Source organism: Veillonella sp. CHU732, assembly GCF_003992085.1.
In the GTDB taxonomy this organism is placed as follows: domain Bacteria; phylum Bacillota; class Negativicutes; order Veillonellales; family Veillonellaceae; genus F0422.
In genome coordinates, this window is sequence record NZ_RQVC01000004.1 from 135791 (window position 1) to 161308 (window position 25518).

Genomic DNA, 25518 nt, shown 5'->3' on the forward strand with positions numbered 1-25518 from the left:
TAACAAATGAAACTATATTATATGCCCTTAGGAGCGTATGGAACAAATTGTTACATTGCGCATAATGAAGCAGATAATACGTGCCTTGTAACGGATCCAGGTGGCGAAGGAGAGAAGTTAAAAGAAATTCTAGATAGTCACAAATTCAAAGTGCAAGGTATTTTATTAACGCATGGGCACAGCGATCATATTGGGGCGGTAAAAACCTTGGTGGATGCGTATCATGTGCCAGTGTATATTCACGAAGGTGATGCGGAGTATCTGACGAATCCAGAGGTGAATTTAAGCGCCCATTCTGGTCGTTATATAACGGCAGAAGTGGACGATGTTCGCTATGTGAAAGAGGGCGATACGATTTCCTTAGGGGATACTACTTTTACTGTGATCGAAACGCCAGGTCATACACCAGGTGGTGTGTGCTATTATACAGAGGGAACCTTGTTAGCCGGTGATACCTTATTCCAAGGGTCAGTGGGTAGAACAGATTTTCCCAATGGTGATTTTGAACAGTTGAGTAAAGGGATTAAAGAAAAACTTTATACGTTACCAGATGACACAAAGGTGTATCCAGGTCATGGCGGACAAACTACCATTGGTGACGAAAAGCAATCTAATCCATTTGTACGGTAGGTGATAGGATGGGAAATAAATCCATACAGTATTGGTTACGTTGTATTTTACTGATTTTAGCTAGTATTGGCTTGTTAATCGCCTTACCAGTGGTTATTCCTTTGATTATTGCGGTCATATTAACATTGCTATTATGGCCATTAGTCAATATGACGCAAACGTATGCAAGACGGTATTGGAAACAATGTCCACGATGGATTGCTATCATTCCATCATTTATCGTGGTAGCATTGATTTCTACATTGTTGGTGCGATATGTAATGGTACCAGTAATCGGCGAATTAACTAAATTATTAATCAATTTACCATATGTATTAGATCAATTTGTAGCAGTGGTGAAAGGATTACAAGGTATTGATGGGGAAAGTATTATACCTCATCAATTTGAGGGAATTATCAACACTACCTTGATAAAAATTGGTAATTATGGTGTAGACTTGGCACAACGTGGTGTACTAGCCATCGTGTCCTTTGCTAGTACCTTATTACAATTATTATTGGTACCGATTTTAACATTCTACTTATTGAAAGATGGACGCACCATCAAACGAGCTGTGTTAGATATTTTTTCTAGCCCTACATCAGCTCATCTAGAAGAAGTGGTGAATGACATTCTTCGCACGTTAGGTGGATATTTACGAGGACAATTATTGTTAGCAAGCAATATGTTTTGTCTTACCTTCATCGTGTGTTATATGTACGATTTACCATATCCCCTTGTGTTGGCGGTGCTCGCAGGTATTGCGGAATGGATTCCAATTATTGGACCCTTTATTAGTGCGGCTCCAGCCATTATTTTAGCTGCTGTTATCAGCGGCCCTCTAGCGGTGAAAGTGGCCATTACCTATGGTGTATTGCAAGTGCTAGATGGACAAATCATCATGCCCAAGATTATGGGGCATGTCATTAATCTTCCCCCATTAGTGATTATTACTGCTATTTTTGTAGGTGGTTATTTCTTTGGTATGATCGGCATGATGACAGCCGTACCATTGACAGCTATCGCGCAAATTATAGCGAAACGCTTATGGTATTTTAATAGATATTATGTATTACAGAAAGAGGAACATCATGGATAAAGCAACAGAAGTACAAGCAACAATGGAAAAATTGAAAGAACGTATTAAAGATAAAAAATACAAATTGACAACACAACGTCAAATTATTTTGCAAACTTTCATTGAAGCAGAAGAAAAACATTTAAGTGCAGAAGACGTATATATTTTGGTGAAAAAGAATAATCCAGATATTGGTTTAGCTACGATTTATCGTACATTGGATTTATTTACTGAGTTAGACTTAGTGAAACGTTTGGATTTTGGTGATGGTCGTAATCGTTATGAGTTGAATAGCGATGAACTAGCTCATTTTCACCATCATTTAATCTGCGTGAAATGTGGTTGTGTGAAAGAATTTGAAGATGATATGTTGGAAACATTAGAGTCTATTATTGCTAAAAAATTAAACTTCCACACAACTGATCATCAATTAAAAGTATATGGTTTCTGCAGCGATTGTCATGAAGAGGCAAAGGCTTTAGAAGCTGAAAAAGAACATGCATAATACATACTGGTATGACGGGCCTCAAGAGTTAGGGTCCGTCATAGCACACCAGTGCGGAGCAGTGGGACTATTTTCATCGAAAGAAAATCCAGACTTTATCATCCATGTATCGTATAGTGGAATAGTGGCATCTCTACTATGTGAACAAGAGCCAAGATCAGCTATGCAAAGTGACGCTATTGTGAGGGACCGAGACGATTCTAAATCACCAGGTACTGAAGGAATCTTAGACTATGTTGATAAGTGTATGATAGTCAAGATGTTCTGCCATACGACGATACAGCATGAATTGTTAGAGACTAGTATACAGGGACCATCAGAATTATACCCAGAGTATGTCCATATATGGTCTCTTTCAGGAAAAGATACTGTAGATGGGCGAAAAGTGATAGGCAGAGAAGTCTTATCAGAGCTTAGGCGTATATTGGGTGTGAGGACTAGTTTATGGGGCACCTTAGTAGGCGTACGTCCTACTAAGTTGACCCATAAATTATGGGATTCTTTAGGTGATATAGACCGAGTTCGGCAAGAGCTGGAAAGCACTCATAGCATTAGCCATGTGAAGTGGAAATTATTAGAGCAAGTGGCAGTGTTGGAACGCCCGTATGTGGCACATGTACAACAATCTCCTAAGGCGATCAGTTTGTATAGTGGCATACCTTTCTGTGAAACTCATTGTACCTATTGCTCCTTCCCCTATGGACTCATACAGAACTATGGAAAGGTACAGGACTTTGTAGATGTCTATCATCGTGATATAGAACATATGAAAAGACTTGTTAAAACACATGGTTTAGAGGTACAATCGTTATACATGGGTGGAGGAACTCCCACTAGTTTAGAAGATGGAGATTTTCACCATATTGTGCATGCATTGGGAACTGTGATTCCAAAGGGCCGTGAGTTTACTGTAGAAGCAGGCCGTCCTGACTCATTGAATGCTAACAAGGTTCAATCTATTGTAGATGCTGGTGTGACTAGGATTAGCTTGAATCCTCAAACGATGCAGGATGAGTTGTTACGTATCATTGGCAGAGGTCATAGCGTAGCAGAGTTTCTAGCCATGTATGACTATGTGGCAAGACATACAGATTGCTCTATTAATATGGATTTTATTGCAGGATTACCACGTCAAACAGTAAAAAATATGGAAGAGAATGTGCAATACATTGAGCAGTTACGTCCTCATAATGTAACGATTCATACGTTAGCATTGAAAAAGGGGAGCCCATTATATGGGAGTTGCTTTGCCAATGAAATTCCTTCTGAAGATGTGGTGCAAACCATGTTAGATGAAACTCATGAAGCTTTGCTGCAACTAGGCTATATACCGTATTATATGTATCGTCAACAATACATGGTGGGGCAAATGGAGAACATTGGCTACACCTTACCAAATTATGAAAGTATCTATAATATACAAATGATAGAAGAACGTCAGTCCATACTTTCCATAGGACCTGGTAGTGTGTCTAAATGGATAGGTGGCAGTGATTTTAGGCAACAAAAACAATACATGCCGAAAGATGTAGATACGTATATTCAAGATATACAACGACTATTAGAGAAACGTACTTTACTAAGTAATGAACATTGGAGGGACAGCTAGTGGCTATTCAAAAACCAAGAGGAACACAGGATTTATTGCCAAGTGTTCTTGGAAATTGGTACTATATTGAAAATACCATTCGTCGATTATGTAAGACCTATGGATTTGAAGAAATTCGTACGCCTATGTTTGAAGAAACGGGCTTATTTTTACGCGGTATTGGGGAAACTACAGATATCGTGCAAAAAGAAATGTATTCCTTTCCTACAGGGGATAAAAAAGATCAATCTTATACATTGCGTCCAGAAGGAACTGCGTCTGCGGTTCGTGCCTATTTGGAAAATAAAATTTATGGTCAAGAATCGATTACAAAATGGTTCTATATTGGACCTATGTTCCGCCACGACAAGCCACAAGCAGGTCGGTATCGTCAATTCCACCAATTTGGGGTAGAATTGTTGGGTACACAAGCACCAAGTGCTGATGCAGAATGTATTTCCCTAGTATTGCAATTATTGCGCGATTTAGGTCTAAAAGATTTGAATGTAGAAGTAAACTCTGTAGGCTGTCCAACTTGTCGCCCTGCGTATAGAGAGAAATTAATTGCTTTCTTTGAACCAAAAAAAGAAGAACTATGTGAACTGTGTCAAAGTCGCTTATACAAGAATCCATTGCGTATCCTGGATTGCAAAGAAGAAAAATGCCAACAATTGGCAGTAGGTGTTCCGGAGTTAAGTGAAAACTTATGTGAAGAGTGTCAAGATCATTTCCATCACGTGAAAGAATACTTAACAGCCGCTGGCGAGAAATTCAGCTTAAATCCACGCTTGGTTCGTGGCTTAGATTATTACACGAAAACTGCTTTCGAAGTACAATATACTCCATTGGGGTCTCAAAGTGCAGTTGCTGGTGGTGGACGTTATGATGGTCTTGTAGAAGAACTAGATGGTCCACATACACCTGCGGTAGGCTTTGCAATGGGCATGGAGCGCTTGTTGTTGGCATTGGAAAAACAAGGTTTATTACCAGAGCCAACACAAGAAGATTCCGTCTTCGTAGTAGCATTAGGAGAAATGGCACAAAAAGAGGCTTTCAGAATTACGAATACTTTGCGCAATGCCTATGTGAAGGCAGAAATGGAAGGTTCTGGTAAATCTATGAAGAGCCAAATGAAGTATGCTAACAAAATTAACGCAAAATATGTTATTATAATTGGTGATAATGAATTAGCTGAAGGTAAGGTTATCTTAAAATATATGGATACATCTGAACAAGAAACGGTGTCCTTAGCTGAGATTACAAACCGTATAACTGAGTTAGTGAAAGGAAATTAGAATGGAAACTATGAAAGGTTTACACCGTACGCATCATTGTGGGACTATCGGTGCAGAACAAGTAGGAACAGAAGTGGTTCTTTGCGGTTGGGTAGAGCGCCGTCGTGACCATGGTGGATTGATTTTTATTGATTTACGTGACCGCTCTGGGGTTGTGCAAATCGTGGCATCTCCTGATCACAATATGGAGTCCTTCCATAAAGCAGAAGATGTACGTAATGAATATGTATTGTGCGTACGCGGTACAATTACAGAACGTGATGCAGCAGCTGTGAATCCTAACTTACCAACTGGTAAATATGAAATGTACTGTGAAGAATTGCGTGTATTGAATGCAGCGAAAACCCCTCCATTCTATATTCAAGACAATATCGATGTAGATGAAAATATTCGTTTAAAATATCGCTATTTAGATCTTCGTCGTCCAGAAATGCAAGCAAACTTAATTTTGCGTCATAAAGTGACAAAAGCGATGCGCGATTTCTTTGATAACAATGGTTTCTTGGAAATTGAAACACCAATGTTGACAAAAAGTACACCAGAAGGAGCTCGTGACTACTTAGTTCCATCTCGTGTAAATCCTGGTACATTCTATGCATTGCCACAATCTCCACAAATTTTCAAACAAATTTTGATGGTTGCTGGCTATGAAAGATATTTCCAAATTGCTCGTTGTTTCCGTGATGAAGATTTACGTGCAGACCGTCAACCTGAATTTACACAATTGGACATCGAAATGAGCTTCATGAACCAAGAGCAAATCTTGAACATGCAAGAGCAAATGATTGCCCATGTATTTAAAGCGGCACAAGATGTGGAAATTCCATTACCAATGCCTCGCATGACTTGGGATGATGCGATGAATCAATATGGTTCTGATAAACCGGATATCCGTTTTGATATGAAGTTTACAGATGTAACTGACTGTGTGCAAGATACAGAGTTCAAAGTATTCCGCTCCGTTATCGATAATGGCGGTCAAGTAAAAGGTATCGTTGTAAAAGGTTATGCAGGTATTCCACGTCGTGAATTAGATGATTTGACAAACTTCGTAGGCATCTATGGTGCCAAAGGTTTGGCTTGGGCTTGTTTCAATGAAGATGGCACGATCAAATCTCAAATCATGAAATTCTTAGGTGAAGATACTGTTCGTAATATTGGTGCAAAAATGAACGCAGAGCCAGGTGACTTGGTATTGATGATTGCGGACAAACCAGCTGTAGTTGCGAAAGCTCTTGGTGAATTACGCCTTGAAATGGGTAAACGCCGTGGTTTAATCGATGAAAATAAATTGGCATTCTTGTGGGTAACTGACTTCCCTATGTTTGAATACGACGAAGAAGATAAACGCTTTGTGGCAATGCATCATCCGTTCACATCTCCACGTGAAGAAGATATGGATTTGTTAGCTACTGATCCAGGTGCTGTGAAAGCCATCGCTTACGACATGGTATTGAATGGTGTGGAAATCGGTGGTGGTTCCATCCGTATTTACCAATCTGATGTACAAGAAAAAGTATTCAATGCGATCGGCTTAAGCACAGAAGAAAGTCGTTCTAAATTCGGCTTTATGTTAGATGCTTTCGAATACGGTGCCCCTCCACATGGTGGATGTGCGTTCGGATTAGATCGTCTTGTTATGTTGATGGCGAAACGTCAATCCATTCGTGACGTGATTGCATTCCCTAAAACACAAAGTGCGTCCGACTTGATGAGCCAAGCTCCATCTGAAGTAGCGCCAAAACAATTGCGTGAATTACACATCAAAACAGATGTAACAAAAGAAAGGCTAGTATAACTGAATTTGTCCAATAGAAAATTGTTATACTTGTAAGGTGAGGAACGGTGTATTTCTTCTTGAAATGCCTGTTCCTTTCTGCTATACTATGGGTAAAGAAATTCCTGCTATGTGCGTGTTATATCGCAGTTTTGAGCCAACATTTTAACTTAGGGATTCTCACTCTTGTAAGGGCACTCTGCCTCTACGAGGACTGTAATCTTACAAGGAGGAAACCCACCTGCCCTTGCAGGATCAAAACACGGTATGGATACGGCATAGTGGGGTCTTTATAACCGCCTTATGGTGGTTTATTTTTTTTGTATTAATAAGAACATATAGACTATATAACTAGATGTATGTATAATAAAGTGCAGAAAGTATTTGTCGTAGAATGAGGATTCTATAAGTTTGTGGCTCAGCTGAGTGTGCAAACGATACAGGAATTGTTTATTAAGAGTACCAATAAGGAAGTCTAGGCATCAACTAGGTATAAGTATATATGTTTGTACTAGTGCATGCAGGGTGGCAGTTGTCAATATATGATGGTAGATATAGGGAGGTGTTGTGATGAATTTGTTTGAGAATATGGAACCAGTGGATCCATTTGAACCCTTAGCAGTGCGTATGCGACCACGTTCATTGGACCATTTCTTTGGACAAGAACAAGTGGTAGGGCCAGGTACATTTCTTCGTTCCATGATTGAAGAAGATAAGGTACCCTCCTTATTGCTATATGGACCATCGGGGACAGGTAAGACTACGTTAGCAAAAATTATTTCGGAACTGACAAGTAGCCGTTTTGTCATGCTTAATGCGACCAATGTGGGAATTGGTGAACTTCGTAGTACTATCGAAGAAGCGATACGGATTCGTAATTCCTTGCAACAACGTACAATTTTATTCTTAGATGAAATTCATCGCTTCAATAAAAGTCAGCAAGATGTATTGTTACCTTCTGTAGAAAGTGGTCAAATTATTTTAATTGGTGCTACCACAGAGAATCCTTTCTTTGAAGTGAATCGACCTCTTTTATCTCGATTGCGTTTGCTTACCTTAGAGCGATTAGATGCTACGGCATTAGTGGCTATCTTACGTCGTGCTTTAACAGATGAGGAGTATGGTCTAGGTAAGAAAGCATTAATGGTGACAGATGATCTGTTAGAGGATATTGGCCGCTTTGTAGATGGAGATGCCCGTATGGCTCTGAATATTCTAGAGCAAGTGGGAGCAATGGTTCGATCTGGTGGAGAAATCACCATAGAAACTGTAGAAAAAGTACTAGGTCGACGAGTGTATCGATATGATAAGAAAGGGAATAATCACTATGATGTAATTTCTGCTTTCATTAAAAGTATGCGTGGCTCTGATCCAGATGCGGTGCTATATTATTTAGCTCGTATGATTGAGGCAGGAGAGGATCCTGTATTTATTGCTAGACGCATCGTTATTTGTGCGGCAGAAGATGTAGGACTAGCAGATCCACAAGCCTTGGTAGTGGCAAATGCAGCGGCCCAAGCATCCCATATGGTGGGCCTACCAGAGGCGCGCATTATATTATCAGAGGCTGCTGTATATGTAGCTTTAGCACCTAAGAGCAATAGTGCCTACCTAGGAATTGATGCAGCTATCCATGCGGTGCGCCATAAGGAGCAAGGTGAGGTGCCGAAACATTTACGAGATGCTCATTATGGAGGTGCTAAACAATTAGGACATGGAGTTGGCTATCGCTATGCACAGGACTATCCGAATGGCTATGTGGTGCAACAATATTTGCCGGATGCGTTGGTGGATGAGCAATTTTATAACCCTTTGGAACGTGGTCGTGAACGTGAACTTGTGAAAGTCTGGGAAGACCGTAAACGATGAGGATTACCACAGGGAGAACAGTATTGTTTTTGAGGATATTCGATATACTTTCATAGGTGGAAATGGTATAATAAAGTACTAAGGTATATGATAGAAACGGAATTTTGGAGTTAGAAATGGCAGAGGAAAAGAAAGGTAGGTCCTCACGAGGAGGGCAAAAGGTACAATCGAAACGATCTACTCCCCTAAAGGAAAGTAAAACAGGTGCAACGAAACAGGCCAAGGCACAGACGAAAGGTGTTCGGAGTGAAATTAAAGGCCTAGTTCTTATGGGCTTTGCCATACTGGCTCTTATCGGCATGGCTGGAGTGGAAACTGGCATATGGGGCAGTATTATTAGTGGTATTTTTTCCTATGGGTTTGGCCTAGGCGGTTGGGTGGTAGCCCTATGGGTTCTGTATAATGGTTGGTGCTGGCTATATAAAGGATCTTTAGCAGCGATTACGAGAAAAGGGTTGCTATATACAGGAGTGTTATTGGTTGTATTAGTACAACTGGTACTGTGGAAAGTAAATAATGGTGATGAACTAAGTACCACAACACTAACAGAGAATGGTGGTGTAGTTGGTGGTTTACTAGGGTCTCTGTTTAGAAATTTAGTAGGAGATGTGGGCGGTATTTTATTATCTGCAATTATAGGTATTGCCTGTGTACTAGGAATTACTAAACTGTCACTACGTGAAGGATTGCATAAAGCGAAAGACAAGGCTAGTGTAGGACTTGAAATAGCACAAGAAAAAGCTACAGAAACAGCTAGTGCTATTCGTGAGCAAGTGCATGAATGGCAAGAGGAGTGGCGAGAAGAACGTCGTAAGGCCTATGATCGTGAAAAGGATACGAGGTACCCTAAAACAGAAGCCTCATCTGATGAAATAGAAGTGGAACCCAATACAGTTGCAGAAATTCAGGGCAAGATGGACTATACAACGACGGTAGAAGTATCGGAACCTAGTGTAGTCGATGTAGAGTCTATGGAACCATCAGACTCAATGATAGATACAGCAGAATTAGAAGCCATGGAGCCTAGTAAAGATGTGACTATTATGCAGCCTCCTATGGAAGACTATGAGGATGAAGAAGCGTATATTCCGGAGCCTCATATCCGTGAAGATGAAGTAGTGACGAGTGCTTCCGAAGTAGAATCAGTAGAGGCACCTCCGATGGTAGATAGTGCAGAAGCAGCTACAGAGGATACATCAGGAGAGATATATACTACAGATGTAGATGAAGAGCCCCATGTTACAGAGGTATTTACCGAGTTGGAACCTATAACTCCACCATCATTTTTGCAAACTACTAATTATGTAGGGTCCTTGGTAGAAGTACCAACCATTGAAACTACGAAAGAAGATACTGCAGCAGTAGCTGTGAACACGGATGGTGTGGCGCGTCCTAGGACGATAGAAAAGCCTTATCAATATCCTCCGTTGACGATGCTTTCACAGGGAAAATCTAATCCTGTAACCAGTGAAGAAGTGGCTCATAATGCAGTCTTGCTAGAAGAAACATTAGATAATTTTGGTATTACAGCAAAAGTGGTGAATGCTACCCAAGGTCCAACGGTAACACGGTATGAATTAGAACCTGCGAAAGGGACAAAAGTAAGCCGAATTATGGGTTTACAAGATGATTTAAAAATGAGCTTGGCAGCCGTTGATATTCGTATGGAAGCACCTATACCAGGAAAGTCTGCAGTAGGCATTGAAATTCCTAATAAAAATGTGTCTTCTGTTCATTTACGAGATGTATTGGACTGTGAAGAGTTCCAACAAGCGAGTGGTGGTATTCCGGTAGGCCTTGGTAAAGATATTGCAGATATGCCGGTTATTACGGACTTGGCTAAAATGCCACATCTATTGGTGGCAGGTTCTACGGGGTCTGGTAAATCTGTTTGTGTCAATACATTGATCTCTAGCATCTTGTTTAGTCGTAAGCCAGATGAAGTGAAATTGATTTTGGTAGACCCTAAAATGGTAGAGTTATCTGTGTATAACGGTATTCCACACTTGATGTTGCCAGTGGTAACAGATATGAATAAAGCGGCTGCTGTATTACGGTGGGCAGTTCGTGAAATGGATGCCCGCTATATGACATTAGCCACAGCAGGCGTGCGTAACGTGGCTAGCTATAATAAGCAAAATCCAACCAAATCGATGCCTCTCATTTTAATTATTATCGATGAGTTAGCTGATTTGATGATGACCAATCCAGATGTGGAAGAATCCATTGATCGATTAGCCGCAAAAGCACGTGCCGCAGGAATTCATATGGTATTGGCAACACAACGTCCATCGGTGGATGTGATTACAGGCAAAATTAAAGCTAATGTGCCGAGTCGTATTGCTTTCACAGTGGCTACTCAAATTGATTCTCGCACCATTTTGGACCAAGCAGGAGCAGAACGTCTATTAGGTCGTGGCGATATGTTATTTAATCCTATAGGAGCGAATAAACCAATTCGTATTCAAGGGGCCTTCATTTCTGATGAAGAGGTGGAAGAATTGATTGCTTTTGTCAAAGGACAGGGTCAGCCAGAATATGATGAAGTGATGATGGCAGAAACAGATAAAGGTGCTGAAAGTTCTGATGCCGTCAGCAGTGATGAGGAACAAGATGAATTGTTGGAGCGAGCTGTACAAATTGTACTAGAACAACGTAGTGCGTCAGCCTCTATTTTGCAACGTAGATTACGAGTTGGTTTTTCTAGAGCCGGTCGTTTAATCGATACTATGCAAGATATGAAAATTATTGGACCTCCTACGAATAGTAGTAAAGGTCGCGATATTTTAATGGGAGAAGATCAAATTAGAGAACTATATTTCCCAAATTTTACAGTAGATTAGAGTAGTGTGCCATTTGCGTTATGTAGATGGCACCTATACGTATAGGAGGTTCTATGGCATCGATTGGCGAAGAACTTAGACGTGAGCGTCAACGACGCGGTTTAACATTAGAACAAATTGAAGATGTATTACATATAAAAGTAGCCTACCTACATGCCTTGGAGCATGATGAGTTTAGTCGTATTCCAGGTAGTGTGTACACCAAAGGGTTCATCAAAAACTATAGTGAACTACTGGGCTTAGATAGTCGTCGATTGGTGGATACTTTTAAAAATAGAATGGGTGAATCCTTGACGATTCCCAAACGCAGAATGGTATCAAAAGAACAAGAGAAGGCTGATGCCTTTCGAGAACAGGAATTGATTGAGGCGCCGAAACAACGGTTAACCTATGAAAGTCGTAAGGCAAAACGACAAAAAACGATGATGATAGAACGATTTGTAGTAGGTGGTATTTTGCTGCTGATTATTCTGTTTTTAGGTTGGCTATTTTTTGTGTAATACAGTATAAGGAATACAATGAAAGAACAATATTTAATTACTACAAAAGCAGAAATGGACGAACGAGGGTGGGCTGAACTTGATTTTGTCATTATCAGCGGAGATGCCTATGTGGATCATCCTTCCTTCGCACCTACTGTAATTGGTAGATTATTAGAGTCCTATGGATATCGAGTCGGTATCATTGCTCAGCCAGACTGGAATGATGTGAATGCCTTTAAGGTATTAGGAAAGCCTCGATTGGCGTCCCTAGTGACAGCAGGCAACTTAGATAGTATGCTCAATAAATTTACAGCAGCCAAGAAACATCGCCGTGATGATGGGTATTCTCCAGGTGGCGAATCTGGGCGGCGCCCAGATCGAGCTACGGTGGTGTATGCGAATCGTATGCGAGAGGCTTTTAAAGGGGTTCCTGTTGTTATTGGCGGCATTGAAGCCAGTTTGCGACGATTTGCCCATTATGATTATTGGTCCGATACGGTGCGCCGCTCTATTTTGATGGATAGTAAGGCAGATGTCCTTATCTATGGTATGGGAGAAAAGCAAATCCGTGAAATCGCCGAAGCCTTAGATAAAGACCAATTGCAAAAACGATTACCTGCCATCAAAGGGATTTGTTATGTTGCCAATACAGTGCCGGAGAATGCTATTGAATGCCCATCGTATGAAGCTATATCAGCAGACAAAGAAGTCTTTGCTAAAGCCTTTAAAATGCAATTTGATGAGCAAGATCCATACTATGGGAAAACAGTGGTGCAAGGGCATGGTAATCGGTATATAGTGCAGAATAGCCCAGCCTTACCATTAACACAGGAAGAAATGGACCATGTCTATAGTTTACCTTATATGAGAAAATGGCATCCTATGTATGATGCGGCTGGCGGAGTACCTGCCTTAGCAGAAGTACAGTTTAGTATTACTAGCCATCGTGGTTGTTTTGGTAGTTGTTCTTTCTGTGCGATTACAAGCCATCAAGGGCGAATTATTCAAAATCGTAGTCATCAGTCGATTTTAGATGAGGCTCGCCGCATGACTACCATGGATGGGTTTAAAGGGTATATTCACGATGTAGGAGGCCCTACGGCAAACTTCCGTCATGTTGCTTGCGATAAACAGTTAAAAGTAGGTGCCTGTAAGGGGAAAACATGTGCTGCGCCCAAAGCATGTCCTCAGTTAAATACGAATCATGATGACTATGTGAGCATTTTGCGAAAAGTACGTAATGTAAAAGGCGTAAAAAAAGTGTTCGTTCGCTCTGGGTTACGGTATGACTATGTATTGGACGATCATAACAAAGACTTCGTTCGAGAATTGTGCGAACATCACGTAAGTGGTCAATTAAAAGTTGCCCCTGAACATGTATCCGAGCATGTAACAACCATCATGGGGAAAGCCAATAAAAGTTACTTCTTAAAATTTAAATCTTGGTTTGATGAGGCGAATCGCAAATTAGGTAAACAACAATTTTTGGTGCCTTATTTTATGAGTTCTCATCCAGGTTGTACATTAGAAGATGCTATTGAATTGGCAGAGTTTTTGCGAGATCAAAATATGACTCCAGAACAGGTGCAAGATTTTATTCCTACCCCAGGTAGCTTATCGACTGCCATGTATTACACAGGAATCAATCCCCTTACAGGTGAGCCTGTGTATGTGGCTAAAAAAGGCAGAGATAAAGCTATGCAACGAGCCTTGATGCAATATAAACGAGAAGATAATTACGAATTAGTAAAAGAAGCCTTAATCAAAGCAAATCGCAGAGATTTAATCGGTTTTGGACCATTATGCTTAATTCCTCCGCGATGTATAAAACGGAATGCACCAAAATCTGATAGTACTAGAACTTCAGCTAAGGGTGGAGTGAAAGCGACAAATAGAGGAAAAGGGCCTGTGCAAGGGGAACGACGTACAAATAGTGGTTCTAAAATTGGTATAGGAAATCGAAAAAATAAAGGCATGAAAAAAAGGAATTTTGGTTAGGTATCTCTAATAGGTAAAGGAGGTGAATCTATGAAACGGTTACGATTGCTTATGGTGTATGTACTTGTAGTAGTAGGTATGTTTAGTGTAGGCTTGTGGCTTAATGATATGAAACAAGATCAAGTGGATCAACGTGTGATTTCTACAAGAGCAGAAATTACTATCTATACAGATGGGGACCCTGAAGTCATGACGGCTATAGGACAGTCCTACGAAAGAGAGGCACAAGTAAGAGTACATGTTATTCCCATACCGCAGAACCAAATGGGTACACGGTTAGCTTTACCAGAAGCAGAGCAACAAGGGGATCTTGTGATTTCTACAAAATCCAATCTCAGTGAAGGTGTTGAGCATGGAGCCTTTCGTAGATTGCCAATCACTTTAACGTATTCGGTAGATACAGTATTCCACGGTCCGGATGAGCAATGGGTAGGGATATGGTATGATCCTTATGTCTTAGCCTTACACGATACCTTCTATAGCAGTCAGGGGAAATATGTTAACACTTGGTTTTCCTTAGCTTATACGGGCCCATGGCGTATAGCGGTCACTGATTTTGTAGCCGATGCATCGGCCACTACTTTATTGAATAGTTTTGGTGCTATCTATGGACTAGATGGTGCTATCTCCTATTTTGATAGTTTGCGGCCACGTATTGTGCAGTATGCAAAAGCCTTGCCATCTTCAGTGCGCATGGCTGCTATTGGAGATGTACAGGTCAGTGTAGGACATTATTCGGATGCCAAATTATATGAGATTCATAAATATCCTTTGACGATTTTATATCCTAGGGAAGGTACTCCTTATGATTTGATGGGCGTAGGGATTCTAAAAGGATCCAGTAATGTTGGTGAAAGTGAAGCGTTTGTAAGTTGGCTACTTTCAGAACGGGTACAAGCTGTATTGAAAGAGGGGGATAGGTATTATTTGCCAACCAGAGAAACGGTGGAATCTCATAAAGACCGACAGGGCAATCATCTCGTGTTATGGAATGCAGAGATTGTGAAAGAAGAGCAAGATAAGATATTACAAGAATGGATACGACAAGTGCGTTTTAGAAAGGATACACCATGAGTAAGTTGTTAGGTTACATTAGTTTAGGTTGCGCCAAGAATTTGGTGGATACAGAGGTGATGCTAGGAGCGTTACAAGATAATGGCTATGAAATTACAGAAGAGTTAGAAAAAGCAGAAATTATTATTATCAACACATGCACATTTATCGAGAAAGCAAAAGAAGAATCGATCAATACTATATTAGAGGCTGGTCAATATAAACAATATGGGGACTGTAAAGGTCTTATCGTAGCGGGCTGTTTAAGTCAGCAATATCAAGAAGAATTGTTTACTGAAATTCCAGAGATTGATGCCCTCATTGGAACAGGATCTTGGAATCGTATCATGGAAGCTGTGGAGGCCATTCAACAAGGTCAACGTATTTGTATCATGGATAGTATGACAAATATGTATGATGAAGGCATGCCACGTATGATGACGACACCGGACTACAGTGCCTATGTAAAAATTTCTGAAGGATGTAATAATGGATGTACGTTCTGTATCATTCCGAAAGTACGTGGGGCCTATCGCAGTCGATCTATGGAGTCTATTGAACGAGAAGTACAACAGCTTGCAGAAGCAGGTGTGAAAGAAGTAGTATTAATTGCTCAAGATACAACGTATTATGGAGCTGATTTGAACAATGGTACGCCGTTACTTTCAGAGTTGTTGAAACGATTGGCGAAGATTGAAGGCATCGAATGGATTCGTATGTTGTACTTGTATCCAAAACATTTCTCTGATGAATTGCTAGAAACCATCATGACAGAACCAAAGGTGTGCAAGTATATCGATATGCCCCTACAGCATATTAACAATACTGTGTTACAACGTATGAACCGTAAGGATACGCGGGAAAATATTGTAGCCTTGTTACATAAAATCCGCAATCGCAGCGAGCATATTACATTGCGCACATCCCTTATTGTTGGGTTCCCTGGAGAAACAGAAGAACAATTCCAAGAGTTGGCAGATTTTGTCAAAGATATTCGATTTGACCACATGGGTGTATTTACGTACTCTCAAGAGGATGGTACACCAGCAGGTATGATGGAAGACCAAATTCCTGAAGAAGTAAAAGAAGAGCGGTACCATACATTAATGGCGATTCAAGCACAAGTTTCAGAGGAACATAATCGTGACTTAGAGGGAACGATTCATCAAGGCCTAATTGAAGCCATCGATGAAGTAGAGCCGGGAAAATTTTTGGCTCGTGGGCGTTTGCAAATGCAGGCTCCAGATGTAGATGGTAACATGTATGTAGAAGATGTAACAGGACTTTCTGATGGCGATATTGTGACTGTAAAAGTATCACAAGGTTTCGCTTATGACGTGGTAGTAGAAACTGTATAGGATGGTGATAGCATGATCGTAGAATTAATCTCTACAGGATCAGAATTATTACTAGGACATATTGTCAATACAAATGTAAAATGGCTCAGCGAAGAACTGAACAATCGTGGCTATTCTGTGGCATATCAAACGACAGTGGGGGATAATCCTGAGCGTATGAAAGAGGTATTTCAACGAGCAGGGGAGCGAGCAAATATTGTGATTAGCTCTGGTGGCTTAGGAGCTACCCAAGGAGACATAACTCGAAAATCCTTGGCAGATGCGCTAGGATTACCTTTGGTATTTCACGAAGAAGCAGGTTGTGAGGTAGATTCTTTTTATGAGAAACAAGGTAGGGTGAAACCTTACACATCTGACCGAGATCGGTATTTGCCAGAAGGGGCAAAGATACTACATAATCCAGTAGGTGTGGCACCAGCAGTGGTAGTGGAACAGGATGATACGGTATATGTATTGTTACCAGGTCCTCCATCAGAATTACAAGGAACTTTTATAGAAAGTGTGAGTCCTTTTTTAGAGCAACGTTTTGGACAGCAAGGAATGATTTATTCTGAACGGTATGCTGTGTATGGATATCGTGAAATGCAACTAGAGACTTTATTGCAAGACTTGATTCAGAATCAGCAGAACCCAACCATAGCACTATTGATCAAACCAGGATATATTGAAATTCGTTTAACTGCAAAAGGCGAATCAAAAGAAGACTGTCAGGAAAAGCTAGGACCATGGAGGTCTATCCTATTAGAACGCTTGGAAGGTATCCGTAGTTTAGATACATCGGTGTTGGAAGACTTTCACAAGGTGGCTCTAACAACAGGCGTTACCATAGGAACTGCTGAATCTTGTACAGGTGGCCTAGTAGGAAAAATATTGACTGACTTAGGTGGTAGCAGTGGATATTATCAGGGTGGTGTGATTTCCTATGCAAATGCGGTGAAAGAACAAGTATTAGGTGTATCATCAGAGACATTGGCAACATATGGTGCTGTCAGTGAAGAAACGGCTAAGGAAATGGTTGAAGGTGTATTTCGTGTATTACGTACAGATTATGCCATTGCGACCACAGGGATAGCAGGTCCCGGTGGTGGCAGTCAAGAAAAACCAGTAGGTCTTGTGTATATCGGCATTGGTACACCACGAGGTATTACTGTACATAAAGAGATATTTATAGGGGATCGTGACAGTATCCGTAAGAGTGTAGCGGAACGAGCGATTCAATATGTATATAAAGAATTAATAGAAAGGTAGAACAATGGCAAAGGATAAAGCAAAAGAAGCAGCAATTGATATGAAAAGCGGATCTCAAGAAGATCGTATGAGAGCCTTAGAAGGGGCTTTAAAACAAATTGAAAAAGATTTTGGTCAAGGTGCGATCATGCGCATGGGCGAAGCGGCTGATAAAATGAACATTGAAGTCATTTCTACAGGCGTATTGGCCTTGGATTTGGCCGTCGGTGTAGGTGGATTCCCACGGGGCCGTATTATTGAAATTTATGGACCAGAATCTTCTGGTAAGACTACGGTGGCTTTACATGCAGCAGCAGAAGCACAACGCAATGGTGGTGTCGTTGCTTTCATCGATGCAGAACATGCGTTGGATCCAGTGTATGCGAAAAAATTAGGCGTAGATATCAATAGTTTGTTGATTTCCCAACCAGATAATGGTGAACAAGGTTTGGAGATTACAGAGGCTTTGGTACGATCTGGTGCAGTAGACTTAATTGTTGTGGACTCCGTGGCGGCCTTAACACCTAAAGTAGAGATTGATGGTGAAATGACAGATGCTCACGTTGGGGTACATGCGCGTTTGATGAGTAAAGCATTACGTAAATTAACAAGCTCCATCAGTAAAACTAGAACGGTTATTATCTTTATTAACCAATTGCGTGAAAAAGTGGGCGTTATGTTTGGTAACCCAGAAACAACTACAGGTGGCCGTGCTTTAAAATTCTACTCTACGATTCGTTTAGATGTACGCAAAGGGGAAGCGTTGACTTCTGCTAAAGAACATGTCGGTAACCGTACAAAAGTAAAAGTTGTGAAAAATAAAGTAGCTCCTCCATTCAAAGTGGCAGAGTTTGATTTGATGTTCGGTGAAGGCGTTTCCTATGAAGGTACATTGATTGACATCGGTGCGAATATTGAAGTCATCAAAAAATCTGGTGCTTGGTATTCCTATAATGGGGAACGTATGGGTCAAGGTAAAGAAGCAGCCAAAGTATTCTTGAAAGAAAACACTCAAATTGCTCAAGAAATTGACTCTATCATTCGTGATACATTAGCAGCAGAACCATTGAATGTACTTGGTCATGATGAAGAAGTGGATGAAGTAGCAACTACTGAAACTGTGGATATGGAATAATGGCATTTCGTACATCGAAAGAGCAGGAGTGGACTTTTGCATCGGTCATGGAACAAGCTTTGCGGCTATTAGGACCACGGTCCTTAAGTACGCTAGAGCTGAGACGAAAACTGTCTCAACGTTCTGTGCCTAGTGAACTGATTCACGATGTAGAAAAAAAACTTCTATCCTTATCGTACTTAGACGATGAAGAATTGTCGGTTGAAGCGTTGCGTGCCTATATGGAGGCAGAAAAGTATAGTATCTATTATATTCGTGAAAAAATGCGGGAACGAGGTCTTGCTGTATCTTATGTATTAGATGACTATGATGAATGGTCGGTAGCGGTAAAACTATTAGATCAACGATTTCACATATCCGATGAGCAGCGGTTAGCAGCCATCGAAGAGGGCGAAGAAGATAAGTTTAGTAAGAAAAAAATAATTTATTTTCTAAAGAATCGTGGATTCGCAGTGAGTACAATTCAATCTATTTGTTATGAATGGGGCCCCTACTTAGAGTAGGGGCTTTGTCTTGACATTCCACGGTGTATGAACTAAAATTAAAATAGCCTTAATAATAAGCAAAATAAAATTTGAAAGCAAAATGGGCGAGAAACCGGGGAAGCGGATGTATCGACTTCTCCTTTTTTTATGCAAGTGGGAGGTGAACACGATTTTAGAATACAGCATTATTGCCGTAGTCATGGTATTAATTGGTCTTGGAGTAGGCTATTTATTGCGCCGCAATATTGCAGAAGGTAAGCTAAACAAAGCGGAAACAGAAGCTGCACGTATTGTTGCTGATGGCGAGCGCTTAGCGGAGTCTAAGAAAAAAGAAGCGTTACTGGAAGCAAAAGAAGAAATTCATAAATTGCGTGCTGATGTGGATAAAGAAAATCGTGACAGACGTAATGAATTACAACGTCTTGAACGACGGATTTTACAAAAAGAAGAGCAATTAGACAAAAAACTAGACAGTATTGAACGCAAAGAAGAGTCCTTGCATCACAAGGAACGCAATCTAGAAAAAGCGGAAGAAAAAATCGAAGTATTACATCAACAACAAATGGAAGAGTTAGAACGCATTTCTAGCTTAACATTCGATGAAGCAAAACAAATTTTACTGACAAAAGTAGAACAAGAAATTCGTCATGATACTGCTGTGATGCTTAAAGATCTTGAGCAACAAGCAAAAGAAGAGGCGGAAAAGAATGCCAGAGAAATTATCTCTATGGCCATTCAACGATGTGCGGCTGACCATGTGGCAGAATCTACAGTGTCTGTTGTAACATTGCCAAATGATGAGATGAAAGGCCGTATTATCGGTCGTGAAGGCCGTAATATTCGTGCGTTAGAAACGTTGACGGGTATCGACTTAATTATTGATGATACACCAGAAGCAGTTATTTTATCCGGATTTGATCCAATTCGCCGTGAAGTAGCACGAATTGCCTTGGAAAAACTCATTGTAGATGGACGTATCCATCCAGCTCGTATCGAGGAAATGGTTGAAAAAGCACGCCGTGAGGTGGAAAATACCGTTAAAGAAGCGGGTGAGCAAGCTACTTTTGAAGCAGATGTACATGGCTTACATCCAGAAGTAATTCGTACTTTAGGTAGACTAAAATATCGTACTAGTTATGGACAGAATGTGTTAAAACACTCTGTGGAAGTATCTCATTTAGCAGGTATGATGGCAGCGGAATTAGGTTGCGATGTAGTACTGGCTAAACGAGGCGGTTTATTACATGATTTGGGTAAAGCCTTAACACATGAAATTGAAGGATCTCACGTGGAAATTGGCGTAGATCTTGCTAAAAAATATCATGAAAGTGCATTAGTACAAAACTGTATTGGTGCGCATCATGGTGATGAAGAGTTTAAATCTGTAGAAGCTGTATTGGTAGCGGCAGCAGATGCTATTTCTGCAGCACGACCAGGAGCTAGACGCGAAACATTAGAAAATTATTTAAAACGATTATCTAAGTTGGAAGAAATCGCTGAATCTTTTGAAGGTGTTGAAAAATGCTTTGCGATCCAAGCAGGTCGAGAGATTCGCGTTATGGTAAAACCAGATAAAGTGGATGATGTGGAAGCGAACTTGTTGGTGCGTGACATCATTAAACGAATCGAAAATGAATTAGAATATCCAGGACAAATTAAAGTTGTGGTTATTCGTGAAACACGAGTCGTAGATTACGCGAAAAAATAGTCTACATAAGTGGTTGGAGCAGCCTTTGGCTGCTCTAACTTCTTTTTTTTCACACTATATATGAATTGCATATATAATGTGAAGAAAAAGAAAGTATTTCCAAGTAGGAGTTTTTTTGTTTATGTAGAATAGTATAGATAGAGAACGTATACATAGACGCTATATTTTGATGCATACACGGTAGTACATAGCTTAGGAGAGGGACATGAGCAAGTTTTTCAATGATGACATAATTGAACAAGTCAAAAATGCCAATGATATTGTATCTGTCATTTCTGAGCATATTCCACTGAAGAAGAAAGGGAAAAACTATTGGGGTTGTTGTCCATTTCATAATGAAAAGACGCCTTCCTTTAGTGTGACCCCTGAAAAGGGCTTTTTTTATTGCTTTGGTTGTCGAGAATCGGGGAATGTCATCAGTTTCTTGATGAAGTATGATAACTTAACATTTCCTGAGGCCATTGAACGGTTGGCCAATCGTGCCAACATTGCTTTGCCAGAACGAACTGTATCGTCAGCTGAGAGGAAACGCATGGCTCGGCTAGAAGCTATGTATGAGGTGAATGAACTAGCTACGAATTTCTTTCATAATTGTTTGGTGAAAACAGAATTGGGAAAAGAGGGGCTAGACTACTTATTAAAACGTGGACTATCCATGGAGACCATTACAAAGTTTCGATTAGGGTTTGCTCCTGATGGATGGGATAAGCTATATAGTGCTTTTACGGGTCGAGGGGTGGACCCTAATGTATTGCTAGAATTAGGCTTGTGCCGTAAAAATGAGCAAGGCAAGATATACGATTATTTTAGAAAGCGTGTGATGTTTCCCATCATGGATGGAAAGGGGCGTGTGTTGGGCTTCGGTGGTCGTGTTCTTGACGATAGTAACCCGAAATATTTGAACTCCCCGGAAACGGAAATATTTAATAAAGGACATTTATTGTTTGCCTTTTATCAATCCTACCGTAGCATTCGTGAAAAGAAACAGGCTGTTCTTGTAGAGGGGTATATGGACGTACTGAGCTGTCATAATGCAGGTATTACGAATGTAGTGGCATCGTTGGGTACGGCCTATACGAAAGACCACGGTCGACTATTGATGCGTCAGGCAGAAGAAGTTGTTCTTGCCTATGATATGGATGGGGCAGGTCGTACGGCAGCTAAGCGTGCTATTGAGTTGTTGCAAAATACGGAATTTTCTGTTAAGGTAGTATCTATGCCTGATGGAAAGGATCCAGATGATTTTATCAAGAATCATGGTCCTCAAGCGTGGCAAGACTTGGTGGATACATCGCCAAGAGATTTTGAGTTTTTATTAAATGAAAGCTTGAGCAGCCACGATACGAATTCAGTAGAAGGAAAGAGGGCTGTCTTGGCAGATATATTCCCCTTCATTGCGGGTCATGAAAGCCAAGTGCGTCGTGATGAATATTTAAAAGCCTTGGCACTACCATTATGGTTAGATGTGAGCACCATTATTACTTACTTTAGACAGTTTCTTCGACAAGGAAATATAGAATTAAAACAGCAGGCCATGAATGTGCCCAAGGAGACTTTCACAGATGAAGAAGAATTGCTGTACTGGGTAGGTAAGGATAATGATATATATAGCCTGGTAAGCCAATATATAGGGGTGGAAGATTTTACCCACCCAATGTATAGTACTTATTATGAAAAGATAGGCGAGTTGGTAGCCCAAGGGGAAAATTTGTCAGATATCCTATTAGAGGAATCCTTAGATGCGGAATCTTGGCATATGTTTGGCAAATGGTCGGTTTTGATTGGCCGAGAAATGGATGAGGAATTGTTGCACAGTTTAATTCGAAGCGTGCGATTAAAATCCCTTCGCAATCAATATAAGGAGCATAGTCGCTTAGCAGATCAATTGAGTCGGGCTAATGATCCTAGGTTTATAGAAGAATTACGAATGTGTCAGGATTTACAGGAATTAATTAGACAGTGGTCTTGATGTAGTGAAAGGAAGAGCACAGTGGCAAAGAAGAAGAAACAATCGCAAGTGCAAGAGATTATAGCGGTTTTATTAGAAGAAGCAAAACGAGATGGTGTCATTACGTCAAAACAAATTTCTGATGCACTTTCAGATCAAGTAGAGGTAACGGCAGAACAGTTAGATAGTATGTATGCAGTGTTCAATAACTTGAACATTGAAGTCATTCCAGATGATGGGCATGAGTCAGCAACTGAGTTGACCTTACATGATGATGAACTGTTGCATAAAGATCTTGAAGTGGAAGTTGATGTAGATGTAGATGTAGATGTGGAGCATTTAAGTAGTGACATCGATATCACTGAGGAAGATGACGATGAGGAAAAAGAGATTAATCTTGACTTATCCATTCCTGAAGGGATGAATATCGATGATCCAGTACGCATGTACTTAAAAGAAATTGGTCGTGTTCCATTGCTATCTGGTGATGAAGAAATTATTTTGGCGCAACAAATTGAGGCAGGCAATGCAGAAGGTGCTACCTATAAAGAAGTGCGCTTAGGAAATAGTGCAAAGCAAAAATTGATCGATGCTAACTTGCGTCTGGTGGTTAGTATTGCGAAACGCTATGTGGGCCGTGGTATGTTGTTCTTGGACTTGATTCAAGAAGGTAACTTAGGCCTTATCAAAGCGGTTGATAAATTCGACTACACAAAAGGATATAAATTCTCTACGTATGCTACATGGTGGATTCGTCAAGCTATTACGAGAGCTATTGCTGACCAAGCTAGAACCATACGTATTCCTGTACATATGGTAGAAACGATTAATAAGTTAGTGCGTATTCAACGTCAATTATTACAAGATTTAGGTCGCGAACCAAGTCCAGAAGAAATTGCAGCTGGTATGGGTATTACCGTAGAACGGGTGCGTGAAATTCAAAAAATTTCTCAAGAGCCAGTTTCTTTGGAAACACCGATTGGGGAAGAAGAAGATTCCCATTTAGGCGACTTCTTAGAAGATAAGGATGCAGTGGCGCCAGATGATGCGGCTAGCTTTATCTTACTACGTGAGCAAATTGTAGAAGTATTTAGTTGTTTAACAGACCGTGAGCAACAAGTGCTAGAATTACGCTTTGGTTTGAAAGATGGCAAACCACGTACATTGGAAGAAGTCGGTCAATTCTTTAATGTAACACGGGAACGGATTCGTCAAATTGAAGGGAAAGCCTTAACGAAGTTGCGTAATCGTGGTAAACGAGATAAAATTAAAGACTTCTTATAATACTGAATACTGTATATCAATAGGTATTACCAAGGGTAAGGTTCTGTCACAAGGTCTTAAGTAGGATATATGTTATATCCTCTATAGATAACAGAATGTTAACAGAGGAAAGTTGATGCTTTGTTTCAACTTTCCTCTGTTTTATGAGTAGTTATTACATGGGATTCCTTTTCTAGAGTGAGACAGGTATACTTATAAATAGGAATTTTATAAAAGATACTTGCTATTTAATATTTATGTGGTATAATTTATGTATAAATAATCATAAGTAGTGAATATATTATGGGAGGTAATTATGATTAGCATGAAAAAAATAGGTCTTATCCTATGTACGGCTGTTCTTAGTGTAGGTTTACTAGCTGGTTGTGGTAGCGATAAAAAAGAAGCGCAACTAACACAAACAGCAGGGGTGTTGAAAGTTGGTTCTGAAACCACATTCCCTCCATTTGAATTTGCAGAAGAAAATACGAATAAATACATTGGTTTTGATGTGGATTTAAGTGAAGAAGTAGCAAAACGTTTAGGTTTAAAATTAGAGTTTGTTAGCATGGGGTTCGATGCGTTAATTCCAGCCACACAATCTGGTAATATTGACATGATCGCAGCGGGTATCAATGCTACACCAGAACGTGAAAAAGCATTGGCATTCTCTGAGCCATACTTTAAAGAAGGTGGTTTTATCACTATCGTTCGTAAAGATAATACAGATATCAAAAAAATGGATGACCTTGCTAATAAACGTGTAGGTGTTCAAATTGGTACAGTTCCTGTGGAAATGGCGAAAGCAATCCCTGGTACAGATGTAAAAGAAATGGATTCTAATAGCAATATCTTCATGGCTTTGCAAGCCGGCACAATTGATGGTGCTATCATCGACCAAGCGGTGGCTATGTACTACTTGAAACAAGGTGCAGATAAAGATCTTAAATTAGTTGGAGAAGGCACTGATGCACCTCCATTCGTATTAGGATTCAATAAATCTAACACAGCATTACGTGATAAAGTTAATGAAGCTTTGAAAGCAATGCGTGAAGATGGAACGTATGATAAAATTTACTCCAAATGGTTCGCAAAATAGTTCTGCTATGTAGCCTGTAGCGAGAATTTACTAGCAAAGGGAAGACCGCAACATATTCCTTCTCAAACTGATACAGTGGTTAGGTTTGTTCAGGAACATGTTGCGGTCTTTTTGTGTTTGGGCTCTATAATAAATGTTGGGGCTACTCATATAAGAGTAGTCACCAACATTTTTTTGTTGCAATAAAATAGACATAT

At 40.3% G+C, this 25518-nt stretch carries 19 protein-coding genes and 1 other RNA gene; all 20 read left to right on the forward strand.

Annotated features, from left to right (window positions below; all coding sequences use genetic code 11):
* The first annotated feature begins 6 nt into the window (after positions 1-6).
* The 20 genes from EO121_RS03025 to EO121_RS03120 all read left to right on the forward strand — a co-directional run bounded on the left by EO121_RS03025 (position 7) and on the right by EO121_RS03120 (position 25321).
* Complete coding sequence (locus EO121_RS03025; protein WP_127165911.1) at positions 7-630, forward strand: MBL fold metallo-hydrolase; 624 nt, start codon at positions 7-9, stop codon at positions 628-630.
* Between the two features lie 8 nt (positions 631-638).
* Positions 639-1709 (forward strand): AI-2E family transporter, encoded by a 1071-nt coding sequence (locus EO121_RS03030; protein ID WP_127165913.1) that lies wholly within the window; start codon positions 639-641, stop codon positions 1707-1709.
* Positions 1702-2193 (forward strand): Fur family transcriptional regulator, encoded by a 492-nt coding sequence (locus tag EO121_RS03035; protein WP_127165915.1) that lies wholly within the window; start codon positions 1702-1704, stop codon positions 2191-2193. The genes EO121_RS03030 and EO121_RS03035 overlap by 8 nt, the downstream gene beginning before the upstream one ends.
* Positions 2186-3802, forward strand: coding sequence for a coproporphyrinogen dehydrogenase HemZ (gene hemZ / locus EO121_RS03040; RefSeq protein ID WP_127165917.1), 1617 nt, complete (start codon positions 2186-2188; stop codon positions 3800-3802). Before EO121_RS03035 ends, hemZ begins: the two co-directional genes overlap by 8 nt.
* A complete protein-coding gene (gene hisS, locus EO121_RS03045; protein WP_127165919.1) occupies positions 3802-5076 on the forward strand; it encodes a histidine--tRNA ligase in 1275 nt (424 codons plus the stop codon). The genes hemZ and hisS overlap by 1 nt, the downstream gene beginning before the upstream one ends.
* Position 5077: 1 nt before the next feature.
* Entirely contained in the window at positions 5078-6874 is a 1797-nt protein-coding gene (gene aspS, locus EO121_RS03050) for an aspartate--tRNA ligase (protein ID WP_127165921.1), read from the forward strand.
* 98 nt (positions 6875-6972) lie between these two features.
* Positions 6973-7145: non-coding RNA, 6S RNA (gene ssrS, locus EO121_RS03055), on the forward strand.
* A 278-nt stretch (positions 7146-7423) separates the two neighbouring features.
* A complete protein-coding gene (locus EO121_RS03060) occupies positions 7424-8722 on the forward strand; it encodes a replication-associated recombination protein A (RefSeq protein WP_127165923.1) in 1299 nt (432 codons plus the stop codon).
* A gap of 116 nt (positions 8723-8838) precedes the next feature.
* On the forward strand, positions 8839-11565 hold the full coding sequence (locus tag EO121_RS03065; protein ID WP_127165925.1) for a DNA translocase FtsK: 2727 nt from the start codon (positions 8839-8841) through the stop codon (positions 11563-11565).
* 53 nt (positions 11566-11618) lie between these two features.
* Complete coding sequence (locus tag EO121_RS03070) at positions 11619-12065, forward strand: helix-turn-helix transcriptional regulator (protein ID WP_062400958.1); 447 nt, start codon at positions 11619-11621, stop codon at positions 12063-12065.
* 18 nt (positions 12066-12083) lie between these two features.
* Positions 12084-14045, forward strand: a complete 1962-nt coding sequence (locus tag EO121_RS03075; protein WP_127165927.1) for a YgiQ family radical SAM protein — start codon at positions 12084-12086, stop codon at positions 14043-14045.
* A 30-nt stretch (positions 14046-14075) separates the two neighbouring features.
* Positions 14076-15119, forward strand: coding sequence for an ABC transporter substrate-binding protein (locus tag EO121_RS03080; protein WP_127165929.1), 1044 nt, complete (start codon positions 14076-14078; stop codon positions 15117-15119).
* Positions 15116-16456, forward strand: coding sequence for a 30S ribosomal protein S12 methylthiotransferase RimO (gene rimO, locus EO121_RS03085; RefSeq protein ID WP_127165931.1), 1341 nt, complete (start codon positions 15116-15118; stop codon positions 16454-16456). Before EO121_RS03080 ends, rimO begins: the two co-directional genes overlap by 4 nt.
* A 12-nt stretch (positions 16457-16468) precedes the next feature.
* The gene (locus EO121_RS03090) at positions 16469-17704 is read left to right on the forward strand and encodes a competence/damage-inducible protein A (protein WP_127165933.1); all 1236 of its coding nucleotides are present in this window, start codon (positions 16469-16471) and stop codon (positions 17702-17704) included.
* Positions 17705-17708: 4 nt separating this feature from the next.
* Positions 17709-18818, forward strand: coding sequence for a recombinase RecA (gene recA, locus EO121_RS03095; protein ID WP_370447199.1), 1110 nt, complete (start codon positions 17709-17711; stop codon positions 18816-18818).
* Positions 18818-19321, forward strand: a complete 504-nt coding sequence (locus EO121_RS03100; protein WP_127165935.1) for a regulatory protein RecX — start codon at positions 18818-18820, stop codon at positions 19319-19321. Before recA ends, EO121_RS03100 begins: the two co-directional genes overlap by 1 nt.
* A gap of 106 nt (positions 19322-19427) precedes the next feature.
* Positions 19428-21011, forward strand: a complete 1584-nt coding sequence (gene rny / locus EO121_RS03105) for a ribonuclease Y (protein ID WP_370447203.1) — start codon at positions 19428-19430, stop codon at positions 21009-21011.
* 205 nt (positions 21012-21216) lie between these two features.
* Positions 21217-22980 carry a DNA primase gene (gene dnaG / locus EO121_RS03110; RefSeq protein ID WP_127165937.1) on the forward strand — a complete coding sequence of 588 codons (1764 nt, stop codon included), beginning with the start codon at positions 21217-21219 and terminating at the stop codon, positions 22978-22980.
* 21 nt (positions 22981-23001) lie between these two features.
* Positions 23002-24243 carry an RNA polymerase sigma factor RpoD gene (rpoD, locus tag EO121_RS03115; protein ID WP_127165939.1) on the forward strand — a complete coding sequence of 414 codons (1242 nt, stop codon included), beginning with the start codon at positions 23002-23004 and terminating at the stop codon, positions 24241-24243.
* A 295-nt stretch (positions 24244-24538) separates the two neighbouring features.
* Positions 24539-25321: a basic amino acid ABC transporter substrate-binding protein gene (locus tag EO121_RS03120; RefSeq protein ID WP_127160360.1), complete on the forward strand. Its 783-nt coding sequence runs from the start codon at positions 24539-24541 to the stop codon at positions 25319-25321.
* The last annotated feature ends 197 nt before the right edge of the window (positions 25322-25518 follow it).